Source organism: Kribbella lupini (assembly GCF_039529595.1).
Lineage (GTDB): Bacteria > Actinomycetota > Actinomycetes > Propionibacteriales > Kribbellaceae > Kribbella > Kribbella lupini.
In genome coordinates, this window is the sequence record NZ_BAAANC010000002.1 from 2627617 (window position 1) to 2651665 (window position 24049).

Annotated in this window: 23 protein-coding genes; 16 read left to right on the top strand and 7 right to left on the bottom strand. The window is 70.2% G+C overall.

What is annotated here, in order from left to right; genetic code table 11:
* Nucleotides 1-265 precede the first annotated feature (265 nt).
* Nucleotides 266-1174: a LysR family transcriptional regulator gene (locus ABD235_RS25875; protein ID WP_344178507.1), complete on the bottom strand. Its 909-nt coding sequence runs from the start codon at nt 1172-1174 to the stop codon at nt 266-268.
* Nucleotides 1175-1442: 268 nt separating this feature from the next.
* Here ABD235_RS25875 and ABD235_RS25880 point away from each other — a divergent pair, with 268 nt between their 5' ends.
* Nucleotides 1443-2315, top strand: coding sequence for a LysR family transcriptional regulator (locus tag ABD235_RS25880; protein WP_344178510.1), 873 nt, complete (start codon nt 1443-1445; stop codon nt 2313-2315).
* A 71-nt stretch (nt 2316-2386) separates the two neighbouring features.
* On the opposite strand, the gene ABD235_RS25885 is transcribed toward ABD235_RS25880, so the two are convergent.
* The 3 genes from ABD235_RS25885 to ABD235_RS25895 form a co-directional block, all read right to left on the bottom strand.
* Complete coding sequence (locus tag ABD235_RS25885) at nt 2387-3211, bottom strand: aldo/keto reductase (protein WP_344178512.1); 825 nt, start codon at nt 3209-3211, stop codon at nt 2387-2389.
* A gap of 62 nt (nt 3212-3273) precedes the next feature.
* Nucleotides 3274-4359, bottom strand: a complete 1086-nt coding sequence (locus ABD235_RS25890) for a winged helix DNA-binding domain-containing protein (protein ID WP_344178514.1) — start codon at nt 4357-4359, stop codon at nt 3274-3276.
* Nucleotides 4360-4434: 75 nt separating this feature from the next.
* Nucleotides 4435-4926, bottom strand: coding sequence for an RDD family protein (locus ABD235_RS25895; RefSeq protein WP_344178516.1), 492 nt, complete (start codon nt 4924-4926; stop codon nt 4435-4437).
* A gap of 329 nt (nt 4927-5255) precedes the next feature.
* On the opposite strand from ABD235_RS25895, the gene ABD235_RS25900 reads away from it, so the two are divergent.
* The 12 genes from ABD235_RS25900 (at nt 5256) to ABD235_RS25955 (ending at nt 18955) form a co-directional block, all read left to right on the top strand.
* On the top strand, nt 5256-6230 hold the full coding sequence (locus ABD235_RS25900; RefSeq protein WP_344178519.1) for an ABC transporter ATP-binding protein: 975 nt from the start codon (nt 5256-5258) through the stop codon (nt 6228-6230).
* On the top strand, nt 6227-7060 hold the full coding sequence (locus ABD235_RS25905; RefSeq protein ID WP_344178520.1) for an ABC transporter permease subunit: 834 nt from the start codon (nt 6227-6229) through the stop codon (nt 7058-7060). Before ABD235_RS25900 ends, ABD235_RS25905 begins: the two co-directional genes overlap by 4 nt.
* A 162-nt stretch (nt 7061-7222) precedes the next feature.
* Nucleotides 7223-9241: a hypothetical protein gene (locus ABD235_RS25910; protein ID WP_344178522.1), complete on the top strand. Its 2019-nt coding sequence runs from the start codon at nt 7223-7225 to the stop codon at nt 9239-9241.
* A complete protein-coding gene (locus ABD235_RS25915; RefSeq protein ID WP_344178525.1) occupies nt 9241-9426 on the top strand; it encodes a hypothetical protein in 186 nt (61 codons plus the stop codon). Before ABD235_RS25910 ends, ABD235_RS25915 begins: the two co-directional genes overlap by 1 nt.
* A 77-nt stretch (nt 9427-9503) precedes the next feature.
* Nucleotides 9504-9686, top strand: a complete 183-nt coding sequence (locus ABD235_RS25920; protein WP_077018661.1) for a hypothetical protein — start codon at nt 9504-9506, stop codon at nt 9684-9686.
* A gap of 115 nt (nt 9687-9801) precedes the next feature.
* Nucleotides 9802-9987 carry a hypothetical protein gene (locus tag ABD235_RS25925; protein WP_077018662.1) on the top strand — a complete coding sequence of 62 codons (186 nt, stop codon included), beginning with the start codon at nt 9802-9804 and terminating at the stop codon, nt 9985-9987.
* Nucleotides 9988-10082: 95 nt separating this feature from the next.
* Nucleotides 10083-11990, top strand: a complete 1908-nt coding sequence (locus ABD235_RS25930) for a TOMM precursor leader peptide-binding protein (RefSeq protein WP_344178530.1) — start codon at nt 10083-10085, stop codon at nt 11988-11990.
* 37 nt (nt 11991-12027) lie between these two features.
* Entirely contained in the window at nt 12028-13650 is a 1623-nt protein-coding gene (locus ABD235_RS25935; RefSeq protein WP_344178534.1) for a SagB/ThcOx family dehydrogenase, read from the top strand.
* On the top strand, nt 13647-16442 hold the full coding sequence (locus tag ABD235_RS25940; RefSeq protein ID WP_344178536.1) for a lantibiotic dehydratase: 2796 nt from the start codon (nt 13647-13649) through the stop codon (nt 16440-16442). Before ABD235_RS25935 ends, ABD235_RS25940 begins: the two co-directional genes overlap by 4 nt.
* Nucleotides 16432-17457, top strand: coding sequence for a thiopeptide-type bacteriocin biosynthesis protein (locus tag ABD235_RS25945; RefSeq protein WP_344178538.1), 1026 nt, complete (start codon nt 16432-16434; stop codon nt 17455-17457). Before ABD235_RS25940 ends, ABD235_RS25945 begins: the two co-directional genes overlap by 11 nt.
* Nucleotides 17454-18695 carry a M50 family metallopeptidase gene (locus tag ABD235_RS25950; protein WP_344178540.1) on the top strand — a complete coding sequence of 414 codons (1242 nt, stop codon included), beginning with the start codon at nt 17454-17456 and terminating at the stop codon, nt 18693-18695. The genes ABD235_RS25945 and ABD235_RS25950 overlap by 4 nt, the downstream gene beginning before the upstream one ends.
* Nucleotides 18695-18955 carry a hypothetical protein gene (locus ABD235_RS25955; RefSeq protein WP_344178542.1) on the top strand — a complete coding sequence of 87 codons (261 nt, stop codon included), beginning with the start codon at nt 18695-18697 and terminating at the stop codon, nt 18953-18955. Before ABD235_RS25950 ends, ABD235_RS25955 begins: the two co-directional genes overlap by 1 nt.
* On the opposite strand, the gene ABD235_RS25960 is transcribed toward ABD235_RS25955, so the two are convergent.
* Together ABD235_RS25960 and tdh are read right to left on the bottom strand one after the other, a co-directional pair.
* The gene (locus tag ABD235_RS25960; RefSeq protein WP_344178544.1) at nt 18952-20133 is read right to left on the bottom strand and encodes a glycine C-acetyltransferase; all 1182 of its coding nucleotides are present in this window, start codon (nt 20131-20133) and stop codon (nt 18952-18954) included. The two genes, ABD235_RS25955 and ABD235_RS25960, sit on opposite strands and share 4 nt — an antisense overlap.
* Nucleotides 20133-21182 (bottom strand): L-threonine 3-dehydrogenase, encoded by a 1050-nt coding sequence (tdh, locus tag ABD235_RS25965; protein ID WP_344178754.1) that lies wholly within the window; start codon nt 21180-21182, stop codon nt 20133-20135. Before tdh ends, ABD235_RS25960 begins: the two co-directional genes overlap by 1 nt.
* A gap of 105 nt (nt 21183-21287) precedes the next feature.
* Between tdh and ABD235_RS25970 the strand changes: the two genes are divergently transcribed.
* The 3 genes from ABD235_RS25970 to ABD235_RS25980 are packed head-to-tail and all read left to right on the top strand — an operon-like array spanning nt 21288 to nt 23177.
* On the top strand, nt 21288-21920 hold the full coding sequence (locus ABD235_RS25970) for a class E sortase (protein ID WP_344178547.1): 633 nt from the start codon (nt 21288-21290) through the stop codon (nt 21918-21920).
* A gap of 16 nt (nt 21921-21936) precedes the next feature.
* Nucleotides 21937-22482 carry an orotate phosphoribosyltransferase gene (pyrE, locus tag ABD235_RS25975; RefSeq protein WP_344178549.1) on the top strand — a complete coding sequence of 182 codons (546 nt, stop codon included), beginning with the start codon at nt 21937-21939 and terminating at the stop codon, nt 22480-22482.
* Entirely contained in the window at nt 22482-23177 is a 696-nt protein-coding gene (locus ABD235_RS25980) for a hypothetical protein (protein WP_344178551.1), read from the top strand. The genes pyrE and ABD235_RS25980 overlap by 1 nt, the downstream gene beginning before the upstream one ends.
* Here ABD235_RS25980 and ABD235_RS25985 read toward each other — a convergent pair whose 3' ends face one another.
* A complete protein-coding gene (locus ABD235_RS25985) occupies nt 23178-24005 on the bottom strand; it encodes an IclR family transcriptional regulator domain-containing protein (protein WP_344178553.1) in 828 nt (275 codons plus the stop codon). It abuts the gene before it with no gap.
* Nucleotides 24006-24049 lie beyond the last annotated feature (44 nt).

A 24049-nucleotide genomic window follows, 5' to 3' on the forward strand; every position in this document is an offset into this window, starting at 1 on the left:
GGTCGAGTGCGACACCCTGGAGACTCTCGGCCGGGCATGGCTCGTCGCCGGCGATCATGCCCGGGCGCGCGGCGTACTGGAGACAGGTCTTGCCATCGCGGTCCGCCACCCGGGTGACCACCGGGAGGGGCGTCTACGCCACTACCTCGGCCAAGCGTTGGCTGGTCTCGAGTTGGCCGAAGAAGCTCGCGATCAGTGGGAACGAGCACAGGTTCTCTACAGCAGAGTCGCCGATCCGCGGGCGGAGGTTGTGCAGGGCTTGTTGTCAGAACTCCAGCTGGGCGGCGGTCTCGGCGAGGGTTTTGCAGGTGGCGGTGATCAACGGATGGTCGGCTCGCGCTCGCCGGGTGGCGATCAGGACCCGGCGGGTGGGGGTCGGGGGCTGCAAGGGCCGGATGACGGCCGGCGTGGTCGGCGGGAGGGTGAGGCGGGGGACCAGGGAGACGCCCGCGTTGGCGGCGCAGAGGGCGGCTACTGAGCGGAAGTCGTCTGAGGTGTGGACGATGCGGGGCTGGAAGCCGGCTTGTTCGCAGGCGAGGAGGACCACGTCGCGGATGGGGTTGCCGACGGAGGTCATGACCCAGTCGTCGGTGGCGAGGGCGGTGAGGTCGACCAGCGGTGAGGAAGCGGCGGGGTGGGTCGGGGGCAGGACGGCGACGAAGGGCTCGGCGTACAGCGGGGTGAGGGTGAGGCGGTGGTCGTCGGTGGGGCGGGGGGAACCTCGGTGTTCGACGGTGACGGCGAGGTCGACCTCGCCGTCGAGGAGTTGGGTGAGGGCCTGGTGGCCTTCGGCGTCCTGGACGACGAGGCGGAGGCCGGGGGTGGTTTCGCGCAGGCGGGCGAGGGACGGTGCGACCAGGAGGCTGATCGCGGTGGCGAAGGCGGCGATGCGGAGTTCGCCGTTGGTGCCGTCGGCGTACAGGCGCAGCGCGTCCTCGGCGCGTTCGACCTCGGTGAGGATCGTGTCGGCGTGGGTGAGCAGCAGGCGGCCGGCCGAGGTGATGGCGACGCGGCGGCCGCGGCGTTCCAGCAGCTCCTGGCCGACCTCGGACTCGAGGGCGGCCAGTTGCTGGGAGACGGCGGACGGCGTCAGGTGCAGGACCTCGGCGGCCGCCGTCACGGTGCCGTGGTCAGCAAGGGCCCGCAGTACTCGCAACCTGCGCACTTCGATCACGGCGATCAGCTTCGCACACGCCCTGCGGACGACGTCGCGCCCAGCGGCGCAGGGCGCGCAGCGGGTGCCGGCGCGGGACCTCGACGTACGGTACGACGGGCGCGTTGGGCAGCGCGGAGTTGATCTCGCGGCGGACTTTCTCGATCACTGTTACGGGGAAGACGTACACGGTGGTTCCTTTCGTCTCTTCGACGGTAGGTTCGCGTGTCTTCATGCGTCCAATGAAAGTTCTGGCCAAACTTCATGCAGCAGATGCATGATCAGGTCCATGGAACTCCGGCAGCTGCAGTCGTTCGTGGTCGTCGCCGAGGAGCTCAACGTCGGCCGCGCGGCGGTCCGCCTGCACCTGACCCAGCCCTCGCTGAGTCGTCAGATCGCTGCGCTGGAACGCGATCTCGGCGTCGAGCTGTTCGCCCGGGTGAAGAAGCGGTTCGTGCTCACCGCGGCCGGCGCCGCATTCCTCGACGACGCGCGGGACCTGCTGCGGCGGGCGGACGACGCCGTACTCACCGCACAGCGCACACAGCGCGGTGAGGTCGGGAAGCTGCGGTTGCGGTTCGTGCAGTCGGCGACGTTCGAGGCGTTGCCGCGGCTGCTCGGCGCGTTCCGTACGGCGTACCCGGAGGTCGTGCTCGACCTGGAGACGATGACGACGATCAACCAGACCGAGGCGTTGCGCGACGGCCGGATCGACGTCGGCCTGCTGCGCTTCCCGTACGACGAACCAGGGCTGCTGTCGAAGGTCGTCTCCGAGGACCCGCTGGTCGCCGCGTTGCCGGCCAAGCACCCGCTGGCCAAGCGGCGCCGGGTCGCGCTGACGGACCTGGCCGCGGACGAGTTCATCCTCTACACCCGGGCGACCGGGCCGTCGGTGCACGACGTCATCGTCGGCTACTGCCAGGCCGCGGGGTTCACGCCGCGGATCAGCCAGCAGGGCGCCGACGTCCAGACGATCGTGTCGCTGGTCGCCGCCGGGCTCGGGGTGTCGTTGCTGATCGCACCGACCCCGCCGATCGACCCGGCGGCCGTGGTCTACCGCGAGCTGTCCGACGACCTGCCGCCGTGGCGGCTTTCGGTGGCCTGGTCGCCGGCCAACCGATCGCCCGTACTACGCCAGTTCCTCCAGCTGACGGGTCCGTGACCAGGAAACCGGGACCTCGGACAGGGCGTGGCTTGTCCGAGGTCACCGGAAGGTGTTCACGGTCCCGCCGATCAGCCGAAGGTGTCCGGGTCGCCGCCGGTGCGCTGACCGGTCTCCAGGTCGGCGATCGCGGCCATGTCCTCGTTGTCCAGGGTGAAGTCGAAGACGTCGATGTTCTCCGCGATCCGCGCCGGGGTCTTCGACTTCGGGATCACCACGTTGCCGAGCTGCAGGTGCCAGCGGATCATCACCTGGGCGGGCGACTTGCCGTGCTTGCCGCCGAGCTCCTTCAGCACCGGGTGGTCGATCAGCTCGCCGGAGGCCAGCGGGCTCCACGCCTCGGTGACGATGTCGTTCTCGGCGTGGAACGCGCGCAGCTCGTCCTGCGGCAGCGCCGGGTGCAGCTCGATCTGGTTCACCGTCGGGCGGAGGTCGGTCTCGTCGAACAGCCGCTGCAGCGCCGGGATGTGGAAGTTGGAGACGCCGATCGCGCGCACGCGCTTGTCGGCGTACAGCTGCTCCATCGCCTTCCAGGTGTCGACGTACTTGTCCTGCTTCAGCGACTGCCAGTGGATCAGGTACAGGTCGACCGTCTCCAGGCCGAGCTTGCCGAGGCTCTTGTCGAAGGCGCGCAGGGTCGAGTCGTACCCCTGGTCGTTGTTCCACACCTTGGTGGTGACGAAGAGGTCGTCGCGGGGCAGCGCGGCGTTCGCGATCGCGCGACCGACGCCCTGCTCGTTGCCGTAGACGGCGGCCGTGTCGATGTGCCGGTAGCCGGCCTCGAAGGCGGCTTCGACGACACCGGTGACGATCCCGTCGTCGACCTGCCAGACGCCCAGGCCCAGCTGGGGGATCTCGACACCGTTGTCCAGAGTGATCGTGGGGACTGTGCTCATCTGCCTATTCCACTGGGCGCGAGGTCTCCAGCCCAGTCATCCGACGTGTGACAACAACCTCATCAACCGGCCGTAACCACCGTGTAGGTCTTCGCATCCGGTTCGAGAAACCGTAGTAACGCCTCGCCTTCACGCTCCAGCGCGGTCTTCACGCGCTTCGCGCTCGCCTCGAACGGGGTCAGCGTGAGAGTCGCCACAGCCCGCTTCTTCTCGGCCGTCCACAGCCCGGCGACCTGTCCGTCGACGAGGTACGTCGCCTTCACCCGCAGGTTTTTCGTGAACACCGCCGGGCGATAGGCGTCGGCTATCACCCGTTCGCGTTTGGCGTGCGCGAGCAGCAGGTTGTCGAACTCGGGCAAAAACCGTACCGGCGCGGGGGTGTCGGGATCGGGGCGCGGAGCGTTTGGTACGTCGTACAGCGTGCGCCCGTTCTCGTCCTCGAAGCGCTCCAGCTCGGCCGCGTCGAAGACCGCCTTCGCACCCGGCAGCCCCGACCAGGTCTGGAAATCGGCGGGCGTCGCCGGCCCGAAGGCGTCCAGATATCGGATGACCAGCTCGTCCGGTACGGCGTCCAGGAGCGGTTTCCGGCCGATCCACTGCTCGGCCGGCGTGAACCGCGCGTTCGCCGGCCAGCCCCAGCGGGTGTCGGTCGGGTACATCACCAGCGGCACCATCATCCGCGTGCAGAACCCGAGCGCGCGGTCGTTGACCTCGGGGAACTGCTGCTGCAGCGCGTCGCGCACTTCGGTAAAGGTCAGCGGCTCCTTCTTCAGCAGCTTCCGCGCCGCCGCGACGACCTTGTCGGGCTCCAGCCCTTCGCCGCGCTCCTTCAGCATCTTGAGCCCGGCCTCGAGCACCGGCGCCAGCGTCGTCCGAAACCGCAGGTAGTCCTCGGCGGTCACCAGATGCAACGTCCCGCGGAACAAGGTCGCCCGTACGACGTCGCGCGCCTCGACCGCCGCCGTCAGATCCGCGTCGGCGAACCCGTCGAGCCGGGTCCACAACCCGACGTACGGGTGCTTGGGCTCCTGCCCCTGCATCCCCACCAACCGCCGTACCGCCTCAGCCGGCCCGACCGCAGCCCGCTCGAGCAGCATCTGCCGACTCAGGGTCGCCCGATTGATCGCCTTCGCACTCAGTACCGCCATGAAAACATCCTGCCGGACCGCACCGACACATGGGCTGAGCGGCGCCAAGTGGTCCGCCGGGGCACGGCTGAGAGGTCAGGCCTGCTCGACTCGTGTCCCAGCGAGCTGGTCGGCGTACGTGCGCCGGTTGCGGAGGATGGCGGCGGCTTGCAGGCCGAGGGCGAGGTAGGCGCCGGCGGCGAGGACCGCGCCGCGGCGGGTGTTGTCTGCCCGGAACTCCCAGACGGCCTGGTGGCCCAGTTCCCAAGGCACGGCGGTCTTGGCGAAGGTCCTGATGAGGGTCTGCGGGTACGTCGGTTGGGTGCCGGACTGATCACGCACGGTGAGACCCAACGCTCGTTTGCCGGGTGAGCCGCCGGCTGCTTCGGTGGCTGCGAGGGCGGCGCTCAACGGCATCGTGAGTCCTACCGCGACCAGGACGCGGACCTTGGTGGGGGAGACGTCGGGAAGGGCGGAGTCCGGGCGTCGGCGCTGCCGGACGAGCGCGATCGCGGCGAGGACGCCGAGTGGAACGGCCATCGCCGTGTAGTCGATGGCCGTGGCCAGAGCCCGTCGCGCAGTCAGCATGGGGCGAGATTACGCCACCGGCGGCTGCGGTGAGATCGACCGGCGCGGCTCGGCTGAACAAATTTCAGTATTTCACCAACAGTAATTGTCAAACAATCATTTCAAGCGATTAGTCAAAGACTATCGAAACACTCGACATAGCCGATTGTTTGCTTCGATTTCCCTTGCCTGCTTGACGATCTGTTGACGAACATGAGCAGAACGAAAGAAGTTCTCGCGGTCGGAGAATTGTTCTGTTAGCCTCGGGCACGGCTGGGGAGCCTGAATTCGATGGCATTCGAACGGTGAGTTCCGTCTGTTCAGGAAACGGACCCGAAAGGCAGGTTCCCGTGCCCACCGAGACCGCCCCGTCCCGGCCGGAACGCGTCGTCGCGGCCGCCGCCACCGTCGAAGTCCGTGGTGTCCGGAAGAGCTTCGGCAAGGTCGACGCCCTGCGTGGTGTGAGCCTGGAAGTCCTTCCTGGCCAGGTCTACGGCCTGCTCGGCCCGAACGGCGCCGGCAAGACCACCCTGCTGCGTATCCTGCTCGGCCTGGTCCGCCCGGACGCGGGCTCGGTGAGCGTGTTCGGCCACCAGCCCGGTACGCCGGAAGTGCTGCGCCAGGTCGGCGCCCTGATCGAGACCCCCGCGTTCGTCCCGCACCTGTCCGGCCGCACCAACCTGCAGGTCCTGGCCCGGGCCAAAGGACTGCCCGACACCGAGGTGGACCGGGTGCTCGAGGTCGTCGAGCTGCGCCAGCGCCGCAACGACCGCTTCACCGGCTACTCGCTCGGAATGGGTCAGCGGCTCGGCGTCGCGGCCGCGTTGCTGGGCCGCCCGAAACTGCTGATCCTGGACGAGCCGACCAACGGCCTCGATCCCGAAGGTGTCGCCTCGATGCGCTCGCTGGTCCGGTCGCTCGGCGCGGACGGGACGACCGTGCTGTTCTCGTCCCACCAGCTCGGCGAGGTCCAGCAGATCTGCGACCGCGTGGTCGTCATCGACCGCGGGCTGGTGATCGCCGACGACACCGTGACCGCGATCAGGGACCAGCCGGGCAGCGTGGCCCTGGATCTGTGGGCGACGCCGGCCGACCAAGCCGGCGAGGTGCTGGCGGCGTACGCCGGCCGGACGCCGACAGAGACCGGTGATCCAGGAGACCGGCACTGGCATCTCGACGCGACCCCCGACGACATCCCCGGCCTGGTCCGGGCATTGGTTGCCGCAGGCATCGACATCCACGAGCTCCGGCGCGAACGCCAGACCCTGGAAGGCGTCTTCTTCGCCCTCACCGCGCACGACGACGAGCCGACGGAGGAGTCATGATCAACGCCGTGGCCGCCGAAGGGTTGCTGCTGCGCAAGCGGATGGCACCCGTCGTCATCGGGATCGCCTGGGTCCTGATGGTGGTCGGCTTCGCCTTCGTCGTGCCGTACATCATCTACAGCGTTCTCGACCCGTCCGACGCCGGCCGCGGCGAGCTGCTCGACATCCTGCTGCCGAACGCGGTCGCGTCGACCTCGCTGAGCAGCTACCCGCTGTTCGGTGGCGCGATCATGCTGATCCTCGGCGTGCTGGTGACCGGCTCGGAGTACCGGTGGAACACCTGGACCGCCCGGCTGAGCCAGGGGCCGGGCCGCGTGCAGGTGCTGCTGGCCAAGCTCGTCGTCGGTGCGATCGCGACCACCGTGATCGCCGTGGTCGCGGCCATCGCCGCGGTGGCCGCGTCCGCGATCATCGCAGCGGTCGAAGGCCGATCGGCCGACTGGCCCTCGGCCGGCGCGCTGGCTGGTTCGCTCGGGGCCGCGGCGCTGATCTCGGCCGCCTGGATGAGCGTCGGGGCCGCGCTCGGCGTCATCTTCCGCGGTACGACGGTCGCGCTGGCCGCCGGTCTCCTGTGGACCCTCGGCCTGGAGAACGCACTGTCCGGGCTGGCCGGCATCCTGCCCGGTCTCGAACCCGTCCGCTACGTCCTGCTCGGGTCAGCCAGCGGTTCGCTGGTCGGCGGGCTGGGCGCACCGACCCAAGGCGACGGCGGAACCCCCGGCGTCGTCGACTACCTGAGCACCCCCGCGGCCTGCCTCGTCCTGGTCGCCTACGTCGTCGTGAGCACCACCGTCGCCGCCCTGCTGATCCGCCGGCGCGACATCAGCTGACCCGCCCGCACCGACTCCACCCCGCACCCGCCCCCGATCAGTCGACCCGCCCGCACCGACTCCACCGCGCACCCGCCCCCGATCAGTCGACCCGCCGCACCGACTCCACCTCGCACCCGCCCCACCAGCACCGTTCCGCCTTCTTCCGCCCGAGGAGCGACCGTGACCAACCCGCCCGATGAACTCGTCCGTCCGCGGATGCGCCAGGACGTGGCCTTCCTGGAGACGCTCGACGGCGTCTACGTCCGTGGTGCCGACGGCCCCTTCGTGATCCGCGGTGCCGGCGCGTACCGGTACCTGTCGGCCCTGCTGCCGCACCTCGACGGCAGCAACTCGCTGGCCGACATCGTTGCCGGTCTCCCCGAAGCGCACGTGGGAGCGGTGAAGTCGCTGCTCGGTACGTTGGCCGGTCGCGGCGTCGTGCTCGACGGCCCAGGTGCCGCGGTCGACGAGGAAGTCCGGGAGAGCTTCCCGAGCCAGATCGCCCTGCTCGAGCACCACGGCGACGACGGCAGCGGCTTCGCCCGGGTGGCCGCCGCCCGCGTCCTCGTGACCGGCGACGACGCCGAGGCCACGGCCACACTCGCAGCCGCGCTGATCGCCAACGGCGTCGGCTCGGCAGCGGGGGGCTTCGTCAAAGTCGGAACCGAGGAGCCGGCCGACCTGATCTGCCTCGTGGCACTGGACGGCCCGTCGCAGCAGCTCTTCGCTCTCGCCGAGCAAGCACGACAGGCCGGTACGGCGTTCCTGCCGCTCATCAGGGTCGGCGACCAACTGGTTGCGGGCCCCTGGCAAGGATCGGTCTCGATCCAGTCGGCCCTCCTCCGGATGAGCGACAACGCACTGCCCGGTACGACGGAACTCTGGCAGGCCGCGGTCGCCGGTCCCTCGACGGCACCGGCGCGATCCGCGCTCCCCGGCGTGGCCGCCACGATGCTGCTGAACGTCGTGGGCTTCGAGATCTTCAAGCAGCTTTCGGGGACCATTCCGTCGGACCTGGACGAGACCGTCGTCCTGGTCGATCCGGACCGGCTGACCGTCCACACCGAGCACGTCGTCGCGCACCCGGCTGTCGAGCAGCCCGCGACCAACGCGAGCGCCGGCGGGCCCGCGACCAACGCGAGCGCCAGCGGACCCGTGGACAGCGTCGAGACCGCCTACCGACGCTTCGACGCGGTGGTCGCCGACACCGTCGGGCTGATGCGGCGCTTCGACGACGACGCCGTACCGCAGATCCCGGTGAAGACCGCCGTCCTGCTGGCGCCCGCCGCCGACAACGCGCCGCTGGTCACCTTCGGCGTCGAGACGGTGCTGGAGGCCAGGCTGGCCGCGCTGGAGGCGGCCTCGGTGCGGTACGCGCTGAACCTCCATCGGCGCTGTCAGCTGCTCCAAGAGCCGGCAGCGGACGCGGAGTACGTCGTACCGGAACGGCTCGAGACCTGGCTCGGGGTCGGTCCTTCCCGCCCGGCGCCGACCGCTGCGACCGAGGTCGGCAGCGGCAAGCCGCTCGCGGTGGACCGCGCAGCCGTCCTGGCCGGTCCGCTGGACTGGAACGCAGCGGAGTTCGAGCCGGACCTGGGTGGCCTCGCCGCCGCGCCGACCCACGCCGAGGCGGTTTCCCGTGCACTCGTGGCGGCCGCCGGATCAGCGGCAGTCGCCGCCGCGGCCCGTGGGGAGCTGCCGGTCACCGCCGTACCCGACGACCTGATCGCGCAGGCCCTCGACCCGCAGCAGCACCGCCGTCTGATGATCCTGGTCAACGAACTGACCGCCGCCGGCGACCGCGTCTCCTTCCAGCTGGCCCGAGCAGCAGTCCCGGTCGCCGTAGTTGCCATCAGCAACGGCAAGGGAACGGTCAAGCTGGCCAGAGCCGCAAGCTCCTGGGCAGCGGCCGCCGAGTCCGCGCTGCTCACCGCCGTCGGCGAACGCCAGCTCGCCGGTACGCCGTTCGCCCGTGTCGACCACCGCCTCGGCCTGGACGCCGACCTCACCGGCCTCCGCTCGGCCGCCCCGGAGACCGTCGACCTGACCAGTTCCACCACCGACGAAGACATCCTGGCCCGCCTCACCGACCACCGGGCCGCCGTCGTCGACCTGACCCCGCCCGACCTCGTCGGCGTCACCGCGGTCGCCCGGGTCCTGCTCTTCCGTTCGACCGCCCCCGCCCCGAAGGAGTCGTGATGACCGACCTGACCGCCGAACTGCTCTCGCTGGAGACCGTGACCTTCGAGGTCGAGGAGATCGCCGACGTCGGCATGGAAGCCGCGAGCTGGTGCAGCTCCAGCACCAGTACGTCGAGCTGCTCCTCCTGCAGCACCTCCAGCTGCTGCGGATGCTCCAGCTGCAGTTGCAGCAGTACCAGCTGAACCAGGTACTGCCTCCCCAAGGTTCCGCCGCCCGACCGGGTGGCGGCACTCCCCGCCCAGGAAGGAGGTGAATCACCATGGCGCTCCGCGAAGAGCTGCTCGTGCTCGAGACGGCGACGTTCGAGATCGAGGACATCATCGACCTCGGCCAGGACGCCGCCGGTTGGTGCAGCTCGAGCTGCTCCTGCTCGAGCTGCTCGTCCTGCAGCACGTCCAGCTGCTGCTCGACCAGCACCAGCACCGGGTGCGGCGGCGGCTGACCGCCGTCCGCCCGCCAGCGGTACGGCGACGTCCCTGCGCGTTGCCGGCACGGTACGACCCGCTCCGCCCAGCCGCGGCTGACCAGCCGCGCAGAACAAGGAAAGGAAGACCGCTATGAGCACTCAGTCGCTCGGCCTCGAACTGCTCGACCTCGAGGCCGTCACCTTCGAGGTCGACGAGATCACCGACCCGTCGCTCGACCTCGCAGCCACCAGCTCGTCCTGCAGCTGCTCCAGCTGCTGCTCCTGCAGCACCTCGAGCTGCTGCTCGACGAGCACCAGCACCTCCAGCTGCGGCTGACAGGTGCGTTCGTGAGCTGAGTGCTGCGGACCAAGGGCCCTGGTCCGCAGCATGTTCACCCCCTCCCGCCCCGGACCGCGAAGGAGCAGCACCCAGTGACCACAGTGGACGAGACAACTACGGCTCCTCCGACGGTGACCACCGTCGGTACGGCGGTCGCCGCGCTGCTGCCGCCCGGTCCAGTACTGACGCTGGACGTGGCGGTCCTCGGCCTGCCCGGTCAGGAGGAGCGGACCACGATCGGTCCGCCCGGAACCACCGCCACGGTCAGCATCCGGATCTACGCCGGCACCCTGGTGGTCGCCGCGACGCCTGGCGGCACCGGGCCCTGCCCGACCTGCTTCGACCGGCGCTGGGTGGTCTGCCGCCCGACCATCGAGCGGCGCATCCTCGACCACCCGCACGGCGTACTGACCACGGCGCCGACCACTCCGGCCCACCATGCGCTGACGATCGCCGCCGCCCTGTGCCGGATCGCAAGCGAGACGAGCCACGACGGACCGTCGTACCCGGTGTGGGAGATCGACACCCGGACCGCCAAGGTCGAGCGCTACGGGCTGATCCGCGACTCGTCCTGCGACGTCTGTGCCGAGCCCGAGCCCGACACCGCCGACGGCGCCCGGATCCGGCTCGTCCCCACGCCGGCGTCGAGTCCCGGCAGCGGCCGGTCCCGGAAGCCCGAGGACCTCGAGCTCCCGATGGACGCCCTGGCGAACCCGGTCTGCGGCATGCTCGGCGGACCCGCGATCCGCGCCTACCACGCCACGGCGACCGCGCCGGCGAGCGGGCACTTCGAGGTGCGGAGCAAGTACGGCCTGCACGAGATGTGGTGGAGCGGCCATGCCGAGAGCTACCGGCGCAGTGAGCTGCTGGGCGCGCTCGAGGGCCTGGAACGCGATGCCGGCCAGAAGCCGCGCCGCCTCGACGTCGCGCTGCGGGCGACCCCTGCCGAGCTGACCGTCCCGTACGTCGAGATGGAGCAGTGCGGTCTCTACACCCCGGACTTCTACGTCGACCACGCCGACAAGTACGTGCCCTGGGCAACCAACCCGAAGATCCCGTGGGTCTGGGGCTGGTCGGTCCGCGACGATCGCGCGCTGCTGGTTCCGGAGCAGATCGTCTACTACCTGGACCATCGCGAGGACCACCGCAACACCGTCCAGGAGTGCTCGAACGGGTGCGCCTCCGGCAGCTCGGTGACCGAGGCCGTGCTGCACGGTCAGCTCGAACTGATCGAGCGCGACGCCTTCCTGATCAGCTGGTACTCCGGTCTCACGCCGGTCGAGATCGACCTGGACACCGTGGACAACCCGCTGGTCCGCCAGATGCGGGCGCACGTCGATCTGCTCGGCTACGACCTGCGGTGCTTCGACATCCGGGTCGACCTGCCGGTGCCGGCGGTCGGAGCGGTCGCCGTACGGCGTGATGGTGGCCGGGGCACGCTGTGCTTCGCGGGAGGGGCTTCGCTGGACCCGGCGGACGCCGTACGGGCTGCTGTGTGTGAAGTGGCGTCCTACGTCACCGGGTTCGAGGAGCGGGTGACCGAGAGCCTGGACGAAGTCCGGCCGATGGTGACGGACTACCGCAACGTCGGTGAGCTGGCGCACCACGCGCTGCTGTTCGGGATGCCCGAGATGGCCGAGCACGCGCAGCACTGGCTGCGGCAGACCGAGGTCACTCCACTGGAGGACGTGTTCGCCAACTGGACCACCGGACGGGCTCCGGCCACCGACCTGCGGGAGCCGGTGGAGGAGATCGTCGCGCTGTTCGCCGAGCGGGGGATGGACACGGTCGTGGTGGACCAGACCACGCCCGAGCAGCTCGCGATGGGGCTGCGCACGGTCGCCACGATCGTGCCCGGCCTGATCCCGATCGACTTCGGCTGGCGGCGCCAGCGGGTGCTGACCATGCCGCGCACGCTGTGGGCGCCGTACGCCGCTGGGCTGACCTCCGAGCCGCTGAAGCCCGAGCAGTTGCACCGAGTCCCGCACCCGTTCCCCTAATGCCGTTTCCGCCGTCGTCCGTAGGAGTTGAGCGCAGGTGACCAGCCAGATCGATGCGACCGCCGGGCCGAGCCGCGCGGAAGTCGCGATGGACTACGCACGCCGGATGTTCGAGCGGCAGCGGGTGCCACTGCCGCCGCTGGGCTTCCAGGTGGACTGGGGTGACCAGCCGTCGCGGCACAAGCTGTACGTCGACGCGCCCAAGCTGCCGCTGCCCGTGCCGTTCGCGAACCTGCCGTCGCTGGCGGTGGAGGAGGCCGCGGCCCGTGCGGCCGGGCCGGCCGACGACGGGCTGCCTTCGCTCGACGTACTGGCTTCGGTACTCGGCTGCTACGGGCTGATCGATCGGCGTACCGGGCTGAACTGGAACGAGGACAGCGCCGCGAAGCTGAAGCCGGCAGCGCCGGTCTGGGCCAGGCCGACCGCGTCCGGCGGTGGCATGTACCCGGCGGAGAGCTACCTCGTGGCCGGCAGCCAGGCGCCACTGCGCACCGGGGTCTACCACTACGACACGGCTCACCACAGTCTGGACCGCCTGTCCTCGGCCAACCGCTGCGCCGAGTTGGCCGGGGCGACCGGGGTCGACGCCGGGCTGTATCTCGTGGCGACGTTGAAGTTCTGGAAGAACGCCTTCAAGTACAACTCGTTCAGCTACCACGTCGTGACCCAGGACGTGGGCGCACTGCTCGCCTCCTGGCGACTGGTCCTCGCGGCGGCCGGCTACGTGGTCGAGCCGGTGCTGTGGTTCGACGAAGGGCCCGTCAGTACGGCGCTCGCCGTGGACGGCCGCACCGAAGCGCCTTTCGTCGTCGTGCCGCTCGGTCCCAGCCGTGCGGCACAGGCCGCGGCGCAACCGGCTGCACCGCTGCAGCTGCGGGTCTGGGAGAAGTCCGAACGCGTCCGCGACTTCGAGCTGGTCGAGCGCGTCCACGCTGCCGCCCTGGTCGGCAGCGAACCCCGGCCGGCTCGAAGCTCCGCCGCGCCCGTGCCGATCGTCGGCGACGCCGTGCAGCTGCCACCACTCGACCCGCAGACCAAGGACCTCACCACCAGCCTGTGCACCAGGCGATCCAGCTTCGGCCTGTTCTCCGCCCACCCCAAGCTCTCCACCGCCGACCTGGGATCGGTCTTGGCCACCACGGCGCACCTGACGCGCGCCGGCTCGGACGTCGAGCCCGCACCAAGGCAGGACCCGTGGACGCGTCTCTGGGTGCTGCCGAACGCCGTAGAGGGCCTGGAAAAGCGTGCCTACGCCTATGACCCGGCGTCCCACCAGCTGATCCGCGGTGGTGAGTTCGACTACCGGGAAGTGCAGCGGCACTACGCACTGACCAACTACAACCTCAGCGAGGTCGCAGCCGTCCTGGTGATCACCGGGCGGTTGGAGGCGCTGGTGGAGGCCTACGGCGCTCGCGGCTACCGCATGCTGAGCGTCGAGGTCGGCCAGCTCGCCCAGACCAGCTATCTCGCCGCGACCGCGCGTGGCCTCGGCATCGGAGCAGTGCTCGGGATCGACAACCTCGCCGCCGACGAGTTCCTCGGCCTCGAGGAGACCGACGAGCGCAGCATGCTCTTCCTCCTGCTCGGCCACGAACGCGCCGGCCGGGCCGGCTACGACCACGGCCTGCACCACCGTCCGGCCCAAGGAGACCCACGATGACCGACGTCCTCTCGAACCCCTACAGCGCCGAGACCGGTACGGCGTCCGGCTGGCGACTCGGCTCCGGTTTCCTCCTGCGGGTCGCCGGTCAGCCGGCCGAAGCAGTCGCCGTACTGCGGACTCCGGCCGCCGTCGCCTGGACCGAGCGGGTACTCGCCGCCGAGGCCGTTCGGGACGCGCTGGCGAGCGAACTCCGGGAGGCGCTGGAGACGGCCCTGGCGGAGCGCGCCCCGGAGGATCCCGAGCGGGTCGCGCTGATCAACCTCCGCCGGGACGCCTTCAACGGACGCCGCCCGCGTCCGGCCACGGTGACCCGGGCCGAGCCGCTGCTCCCGGACCGGACCCGCGCCCTGACCCACCAGTGGATCGCGGCGATCAACCGGGTGAGTGAGCTGCTCGACCAGGGCGTCGCCGTACTGGGTGAGGACCTCGCGGCGGCGCGGGCGCGAGCTCGGCAAGTCCTGGCCGACGACAAGCTCCGCAGTGCCGTCCTGCTGCAGTCGGAAGTGCTCGAGAAGAACATGGACCGGTATCTCGACCCCACCCGGAAGGTCGACAAGCACGGCCGTCAGGTCGAGCGGACGCTGCTGGAGCTGCTCTACCGGGCCGCGCTCAAGACCAGCCCGTTCAGCACCCTGACCTCGGTCGGCCTCGGCCGCTTCAGCGACACGGCGACCCGGCCGCGTCCCGAACCCACCTCGCTGGAGCAGCGCTCGACGGTCCGGCTGAACGTCGCCGTCCTCGCCCGGCTGGCGGCCGTCGTACTGGCCGATCCGACCCTGCGCTCCGGTCTGCGGGTCAGCCTCGCGCCGGGGGCCAGCTCGGACGGCGAGACGATGCGGTACGTCCGCCGCCGGACCGCCGCCGGCAGCGACCCGGACGCAGTAGTTGCCATCGACAACGTTCATGAGAACCTGTTCTTCCTGCCCAGTGGTCCGGCGCTCGACGACGTGGTGGCGCTGACCCGCGACGCCAGGCCGACGCTGGCCGAGCTGAGCCGCCAGGTCGCCGCGCAGGCAGCGGAGCGGACGGATGCCGAAGCCGACCAGTTGATCGGCCACCTGCTCCGCCTCGGCTTCCTGCTCGCGCCCGATCTCCAGATCGACCTGCGCGCCAGTGACCCCACCAAGGTCCTGATCGCTGCTCTCGAGGCGCAGGACCACCCGACCCTGCAGCAGTTGGCGGCTTCGCTGCGGGCGGCCGTCGACCTGATCGACGCCTATCCCGGTACGCCGGCCCGCGGTCGCGCGGCGGTGCTCGTCGGCGTACGGGATCAGGTCCGGGCCTGCTTCGAGCTGCTCGGTGCGGCCGAGCAGCTGGTGCCGCGGACGGTGATCTACGAGGACACGACGATCACCGGCGACGGGATGGAGGTCGACCGGAAGCTGTGGGAGCGCACGCGGCTGCCGGATCTCGCCGACCTGGCGGATCTGCTGCCGGCGTTCGACCTCAACGTGTCCAGACGCCTTACGGCCAAGGGATTCTTCAAGGCGCGCTACGGCATCGGCGGCGACTGCCAGGACGTCGTCCGGTTCTGCCACGAGTTCCAGCGCGACTTCTTCGACCCCTACACCCGCCGGTCGCTGCGGCGCCGGCAGTTCGACGACGACAACGTCTTCGTACCGCAGGAGAACTGGTTCAAGCTGCCGGACATCGTCGCCGTCGACAAGGCCCGCGAGGCGGCGTCGCTGCACCTGCGCGACCTGAGCGCGGCCGATTCCGAACCGGTCGAGGAGATCCGCCTCGGCCCGGACTTCGTCGACGCCGTACGGCGTGAGCTGCCGCCCGCCGAGCAGGTCGCGCAGCCCTGGTCGTTCTTCGTCCAACTGGCGGCCGGCCCCCAGGACCCCGGGCGGTTGGTCCTCAACCAGGCCTACGCCGGGCTGACGCTGATGTTCTCGCGGTTCGCGCACAGCCTCGACACCGAGGGCACCCGGGCCCGCGACCTGATCAGCGAGATCCTGCGCGACTACGCGCCGGACGGCGCGGTCCTGGCCGAGCTGCGCGGCGGCTACGAGACGACGAACCTCAACGTGCACCCGGCCGTCACGCAGTACGAGATCGTCTGTCCGGGCGACGCGAGCACCCGGCCGAAGGACGAGCAGATCGCGCTGGACGACCTGTTCCTCGTGCACGACGCCGTGGCCGATCGGGTGCGGCTGATGTCGAGGCGGCTCGGCCGCGAAGTGGTGCCGGTCTACTTGGGCTTCCTGATGCCGATGGCGCTGCCGGAGATCCAGCAGATCCTGCTCTGTTTCTCGCCCAGCGGGATGGCCCAGATCGACCTGTGGGCAGGAACCGGCGATCCGATCCCGGTCGACGGCATCCAGTCCTACCCGCGGCTGGTGCTCGGTGACCTGGTGCTGCAGCGACGGATGTGGAAGCTGAACACCGCGGACTTCCCGTTCCGCGATCCAGGGCACTCCGACGCCGAGCACCTGCTCCGGGTCCGGCGGTGGCGGCTCGACCACGGGTTGCCCACCCGGCTGTTCGCCCAGATCGACAACGCGGCGGCCAAGTCCGCGGTCGACGACGGTGCGGCGCCCGACACCCCGGAGACCCCTGGCGCCGAACGCAAGGCCGGCCGCAAACCGCTGCCGGTGGACTTCGACAGCTGGATGTCCCTGCAACTGCTGGAACAACTGGCCCTGGGCGCCTCGGCGCGGATCGTGCTGACCGAGGCGAACCCGGACACCGACCAACTCTGGCTGACCGACGAGCACGGCCGGCCGCACGTCTGCGAACTGCTGCTGGAGCTCTACGACACCGGGAGGGACAACGATGACGAATGACTGGGTGGCCCTGCACGTCTTCTACGCCAGTGACGCGAACCCGATCCTGGTCGAGGCGGTCCGGCCGCTGGTCGAGGAGCTGCGCGAGGAGGAGCTGATCGACCGCTGGTTCTTCATCAAGTACTGGATGGAGGGCCCGCACCTGCGGATCAGGTTCCGGCCGTCGCGGCCCGAGCTCCGCGACGAGGTGACCAAGCGTGCGACGGCGGCGATCGAGGCGTTCCTGGCCCGGCGCCCCGCGCTCTACGACACCGACGTCGAGGGCCTCGGCGACATCTACAAGAAGATGTACCTGGCCGAGTACGGCGAGGAGCGCTTCGTCGAGGAGTACGGCGTCGACGGCGAGATGCCGTTCCGGCCGAACAACAGCATCGCGCTGATGGACTACGACCAGGAGTTCGACCGGTACGGCGGACCCGTCGGCATGGAGCTCGGGGAATGGCACTTCGAGGCGTCCAGCGACCTGGTCGCCAAGCTGCTGGCCACCTCGAACACCCACGTCCGGCCGGTGCTGCTCGGGCTGGCGACCCAGTTGTCGCTGCTGACGGCGTACTCGTTCCTCGAGACCGACGAAGCGGTCCGGGAGTTCTTCCAGCGCTACCGGGGCTTCTGGGAGACGTCGTACCAGGAGCCGTCGGACGACTACCACGACTCCTTCGACAAGAGCTTCGAGCTGACCCGGGCGTCGCTGACCGAGCGCGTCGACCGGATCCGGACGATCAGCGCGGGTGACTTCGGGCAGCAGCTCTCCGGCATCGAGCGGACCTGGCTGACGCACTGCCGCGAGCTCCGCGGCAAGCTCGACGCGGAGGCCGGACGGTTGCTGTTCCCGAGCCGGACCGGTGGTAGCGAACGCGAGCCGATCACCGACCCCGCCGCACGGGCGGCGGTGCTGCTGAGCTCCTACATCCACATGACCAACAACCGCCTCGGGGTGGCCATCCTGGACGAGATCTACCTGTCCTACCTGATCGAGCGGGCGCTGGAACCCGCGGCGGCCCAGGCGTCGGTATGACCACCGTCAGCGACCCCGCGGCCGGCAGCTGGCTGGACGAGGCCAGGCCGGCCCTGCGCGCCAGGGTCCAGATCGGTCCTGGTCTGCTCAAAGGGCCTTCGGTCGTTCACATCGTCGGCGACCGGGAGACCCAGGCCTTCCTGAAGGTCGGTCCGCGGGAGGCGTTCCTGATGGCGCAGCTCGACGGGCGCCGGACGCTGGCCGAGATCGGCGTCGCCTACGCTGAGCAGTTCGGCAAACGGCTGGGCGAGGCGCACTGGCAGCAGCTGCTCGGTTTGCTGCACTCCCACGCGCTGGTCGAGCCCGCCGTACCCGAGCAGTTGGACGCCGTACGGGAGAAGGCCGCGGTGGCCCGTCGGGCAGCCGGGCGGTCTCCGCTGCTGTGGCGTCGGCCTGTTCCGGGCGCGGCAGAGCTCGCCGTGCCGTTGGCCCGCAGGATCGGCTGGCTGCTCAGTCCGTGGGCCGCGGTGCCTCTGACGGTGATCGGATCGCTGGTCGCAGTCCTCGTCCTGCTGAACTGGGCGACGCTGTGGTCGGCCGTCGCTGACTCGCCCTCGCGCTGGACCGCGACGCTGGTCGGGTTGACCGTCGGCTGGCTGGTGATCGCCGGGCACGAGTTCTTCCACGGCATCGCCTGCGTCCGGTACGGCGGCCGCCCGACCGAGATCGGGGTGATGTGGCGGTTCCCGATGATCGCGCCGTACTGCAAGGTCGACGACGTCGTCACGTTCCCGCGGCCGGGCCAGCGCGTGGTCACGTCGTTCGCCGGGATCTACGTCAACCTGGTCGCGCTGATCCCGTTCGCCGCCCTCTGGCGGTGGGGACCGCAGGAAGGCTGGTGGCACGGCCTCGCGGCCGCGCTGCTGCTGTTCGGCGTGGTCGCGGCGGTGGCGAACCTCGTCCCGGTGCTGAAGCTGGACGGCTACCACATGCTCGAGCACGCCACCTCGACGTCGAACCTGCAGGGGGAGTCGTTCCGGTACGCCGGGGCGTTCCTGCGCCGCGGACCGGCGGGGATCGCCGGGTACCCGCGTCGCGCCAAGGTGATCTACACCGGGTACGCCGTACTGGCGACCGCGATCCTCGGGCCGGCGATCGTGCTGCTGGTCCGCAGCTGGTACCTCACGCTGGCGGACCTGTGGAGCCCGGGAGTGGCGGTCGGCGTACTGGCTGTCGAGGCCGTTGCGGTCGGCGGGCTGCTGCGCTGGGCCGTGGTGTGGAGAAAGAGAGCTGCCTGATGGAATTGCTGCAGACCCTGCTCGGCGTCCTGTTCGTGCTCGGCCTGAGCTGCGGCGGCTGGCTGATCTGGGGAGTGACGCAGAGCCGGCAGCGCAAGCACGAGCTGGCTCTCGCGCGAGAGCGTGAACTCACCAAACGCGAGCAGTTGCGGATCGAGTCGGAGGAGCGCGTTCAGGAACGCGCCGACCGGATCTACCTGGACGCCGTCCGGCGGCACACCGACCCGCCCCCGATCGAGGGCGGGCCGGGCAAGCCTTAGGCCAGCGCGGCGCGGGCCTCGACGAAGGCGGCGACGGCGCGCTCGACGTCTTCGGTCGAGTGCGCGGCCGACAGCTGGGTGCGGATGCGGGCCTTGCCGTGGGGGACGACCGGGTACGAGAAGCCGATCACGTAGATGCCGAGCTCGAGGAGCTTGTCGGCCAGGCGGCCGGCTTCGGCGGCGTCGCCGATCATCACCGGGGAGATCGGGTGATCACCGGGCAGGACGTCGAAGCCTGCCTCGGTCATCTTCGAGCGGAACAGGGCGGTGTTGGCGGCGAGCTTGTCGCGCAGGTCGCTGGAACCACCGATCAGCTCCAGGGCCTTCAGCGAAGCGGCCGTCACCGACGGGGCCAGGGAGTTGGAGAACAGGTACGGGCGGGAGCGCTGGCGCAGCAGTTCGACGATCTCGGCGCGGCCGGAGACGTAGCCGCCGGAGGCGCCGCCGAGGGCCTTGCCGAGCGTGCCGGTGACGACGTCGACGCGGTCCTTGACGCCGAACAGCGACGGCGTCCCGGCGCCGTCCGGGCCGACGAAGCCGACCGCGTGCGAGTCGTCGACCATCACCAGCGCGTCGTACCGCTCGGCCAGGTCGCAGATCTCGTCCAGCGGGGCGACGTACCCGTCCATCGAGAACACGCCGTCGGTCGCGATCAGCCGGTACCGCGCGTCGGCGGCGTCCTTCAACTGCGCCTCGAGATCGGCCATGTCGCGGTTCTTGTAGCGGTAGCGCTTGGCCTTGGACAGCCGGATGCCGTCGATGATGCTGGCGTGGTTCAGCTCGTCGGAGATCACCGCGTCCTCGGCGCCGAGCAGCGTCTCGAACAGTCCGCCGTTGGCGTCGAAGCACGAGCTGTACAGGATCGTGTCGTCGGTGCCGAGGAAGTTGCTCAGGGCACCTTCCAGGTCCTTGTGGATCTGCTGGGTGCCGCAGATGAAGCGCACCGACGCCATCCCGAAGCCCCACCGGTCCAGCGCGTCGCGCGCGGCGCCGACGACCTCGGGGTGGTCGGCCAGCCCGAGGTAGTTGTTGGCGCAGAAGTTCAGCACCTCGTCGCCGGAGGCCACCGAGATGGCGGCGTTCTGCGGGGAGCTGATCACCCGCTCCGACTTGTAGAGACCGGCGTCCCGGATCTCGCCGATGGTGGTCGTCAGGTCGTCGCGCATCCGGCCGAACATCAGTGCTTCTCCTCGTACGTCGGGGTGGTCCAGTCCATGATCACCTTGCCGCACTGCCCGTGCCGCGCGGTGTCGAAGGCGTGCTCGAAGTCGGCGTAACCGAACCGGTGGGTGATCACCGGGCCGAGATCCAGGCCGCGTTCCAGCATCACCGACATCGAGTACCAGGTCTCGAACATCTCCCGGCCGTAGATGCCCTTGATGGTGAGCATGTTGAGCACGACGGTGCCCCAGTCGATCGCGATCTCGTCCGACGGCAGCCCGAGCATCGCGATCTTGCCGCCGTGGTTCATGTTCGCGAGCATGTCGCGCAGCGCGACCGGCTGCCCGGACATCTCCATCCCGACGTCGAAGCCCTCGCGCATCCCCAGCTCGCGCTGGGCGTCGGCGATGCTCTCCTCACCGACGTTGACCGCGCGGGTGACGCCGAGCTTGCGGGCCAGTTCCAGCCGGTACTCCGACAGGTCGGTGATCACCACGTTCCGCGCGCCGGCGTGCAGCGCGACCGCCGCGGCCATGATCCCGATCGGCCCGGCGCCGGTGATCAGCACGTCCTCGCCGACGACCGGGAACGACAACGCGGTGTGGACGGCGTTGCCGAACGGGTCGAAGATCGCGGCCACGTCGAGGTCGACCGGGTCGCGGTGCACCCAGACGTTCGTCGCCGGCAGCGCGACGTACTCGGCGAACGCGCCGGGCACGTGGACGCCGAGGCCGCGGGTCTTGATGCACAGGTGCCGGCGGCCGGCCCGGCAGTTGCGGCAGCGGCCGCAGACCAGGTGGCCCTCGCCGCTGACCACGTCACCGACCGCGACGTCGCGGACGCCGGCGCCGATCTCGACCACCTCGCCGCAGAACTCGTGCCCGGTGACCATCGGGACCGGCACGTTCTTCCGCGCCCAGGCGTCCCAGTTCTGGATGTGCAGATCGGTGCCGCACAGCCCCGTCCGCAGCACCTTGATCAGGACCTCGTCGGCCTCGATCGTCGGCTCCGGGACGTCCTGGAGCCACAGCCCGGGCTCGTTCTTCGCCTTCACCAGCGCCTTCACTGCATCCTCCTCGACGTCGCCGTCCACATCGTCGTCCTCGGCAACGGTGCGCGTCCATCGACACGTCGTACACAGGCTTTGCAGTCGATCTGCATACTGGTCGCCATGGGTCGGCGGCTGGTCAGAGGGCTGGGCGTCGTCCTGCTGCTGGCGGGGATCGGACTGCTCGGCTGGGTCGGCTGGCAGTACGTCGGCACCGGAATCACCTCGAACCAAGCGATGGACCGGGCCGAGCAGGACCTGCGCGACGGCTGGCAGGCACCGTCGGCCGCGCCTGACAAGAAGCCGGCGACTGGTACGGCGATCACGCTGCTCCGGATCCCCAAGTTCGGACCGGACTGGGAGAAGCCCGTCGTCGAGGGCGTCGGCAAGGACGAGCTGGCCCGCGGGATCGGGCACTACCCGCAGACCGCGCTGCCGGGCGAACCGGGCAACTTCGCGATCGCCGGTCACCGCGTCACCCACGGTTCGCCGTTCCGCAAGCTGCTGGAACTGACCAAGGGCGACCAGGTGATCGTCGAGACCGCCGACGCCGTCTACACCTACGAGCTGGACGGCTCCCCGAAGGACCTGACCGTGAAACCGGCCGACACCTGGGTCCTCGACCCGGTCCCCGGCAAGCCCGGCGCAGCGCCCACCGGGCCGATGCTCACGCTCACCACCTGCCAGGACCTGTTCCACTCCCCGGACCGTTCGGTCGCCTTCGCGCACTTGGTGAGAACCGACCGGAAGTCCTGATTTAGGCTGTCGGCCCATGAGCTCAGATCGCGATGCCCTGCTGGACCAGGTGAAGACCAAGGCCGTCGTGCACGGGAAGGTGACGCTGGCGTCGGGCAAGGAAGCCGACTACTACGTCGACCTGCGCCGGGTCACCCTGGACGCCGAGGCGGCGCCGCTGATCGGGCCGCAGTTGCTCGAGCTGACCGCTGACCTGGAGTACGACGCCGTCGGCGGCCTGACGCTGGGTGCCGACCCGGTCGCGCTGGCGATGCTGCACGCGGCCGCGGCGAAGGGGCGCAAGCTGGACGCGTTCGTCGTCCGGAAGGCCGAGAAGGCGCACGGCCTGCAGCGCCGCGTCGAAGGGCCCGAGGTGAAGGGTCGCCGGGTGCTGGCGGTCGAGGACACCTCGACGACCGGTGGCTCGGTGCTGACCGCCGTCGAGGCGCTGCGCGAGGCCGGCGCCGAGGTGGTCGCGGTCGTCGTGATCGTGGACCGTGCGACCGGCGCGCAGGAGAAGGTCGAGGCCGAGGGCCTGGAGTACCGCTGGCTGTTCGGCCTGGACGACCTCGGCCTCAGCTGATGGACGTCGCGCTGATCGTCGTCCTGGTGGTCGCGGTCGCCGGTGCGGCGATCTGGTTCAACTACGTCGCGGCGAAGAAGCGGCGCGAGGAGTTCGCCGCCTTCGCCGCGCAGCAAGGGCTGGCCTACACGCCGGAGAACAACGCGCTGGCCGGGCAGTGGAGCGGTGAGCCGTTCGAGCGGGGTGACCACCGGCGGGTCAAGAACGTCCTGTCCGGAGCGTTCCAGGGCCGGCAGATCGTTGCCTTCGACTACAGCTACCAGACCCACTCGACCGACTCGAAGGGCCGGCGGACGACGCAGACCCACAAGTACGGCGTGGTGGTGATGCAGCTGCCCGGGCCGCTGCCGCACCTGCAGGTCACCCACGAGGGCATCTTCGGCGGCGCGGTCGCGAACGCGCTCGGCTTCCGCGACCTGCAGTTCGAGAGCGACCAGTTCAACCGCGCGTTCCGGGTGAAGGCCGACGACGAGCGCTTCGGCCACGCCGTCGTGCACCCGCGGATGATGGAGCTCCTGCTCGCCCGCGGCGAGATCGGCTGGCGGTTCGAGGGCAACTCCCTGGTCGGCTGGGACGGCGGCGCGCACACGCCCGTCGAGGTGATGAACCGCCTGCACCTGCTGCAGCAGGTGGTCGACCAGGTCCCGCCGTACGTCTGGCGCGACTACGCCGGCGTCGACCCGCGCCAGGGCTGACTACGCGCTGGTCGAGCCGCGGGTCTCCTGAGGGAGCTCGACGTGCGGACGCGACTGCCACAGGGCCCACTCGGCGCTGACGTCACCGGCGGTGCGCAGGAGCAGCGGCAGGTAGTCGGTCAGGAGCTTGTCGGTCGAGGTCTCGGCGGCGTGCACGGTGACGTTCATCGCGGCCTGGACCGTTCCGGTGCCGTCCCGGACCGGAGCAGCCACAGACCGTACGCCGGGCGCCAGCTCCTCGTCGGCCAGCGCCCAGCCGCGGGCGCGGATCTCGGTCAGCTGCTCGTGGAGCTGGTCCACCGACCGACCGATGTACGCCGGCAGCCCGGCCCGGCTCGGCTGCGCGAGAGTCTCGGCCAGCGCGTCGGCTGACAGACCGGCGAGCAGCACCTTGCCCTGCGACGTCTGCGCCGCGGGGAACCGGGTGCCGATGTCCACCCGGAGCGCGATGATCTTGGGCACCGACACCCGCGCCACGTAGACGATGTCGGACCCGTCGAGCTGCGCCATCGAGGACGACTCGCCGGTCCGGGCGACCAGCGCCTCCAGGTGCGGCCGGGCGATGTCCCACAGGCCGAGCGCGCCGACGTACGCCATGCCGAGCGTGAGCACCTTCGGCGTGAGCTGGAACGCGCCGCCGGTCGAGCGGACGAAGCCCAGCTCCTCCAGCGTCAGCAGCAGCCGGCGCGCGGTCGGCCGGGCGAGTCCGGCCGCGGCCGCGACCTCGCTGAGCGACATGCTGCGGTGGTCGGCGTCGAAGCAGGCGAGCACGTCCAGACCGCGAGCCAGCGACTCGACGAAATCGGGACCCGCTCCTCGTCCTGCCATCGGTGCCTGCCTCCGCTTCTGCCGCGGTCCACGGCGCGGACCGG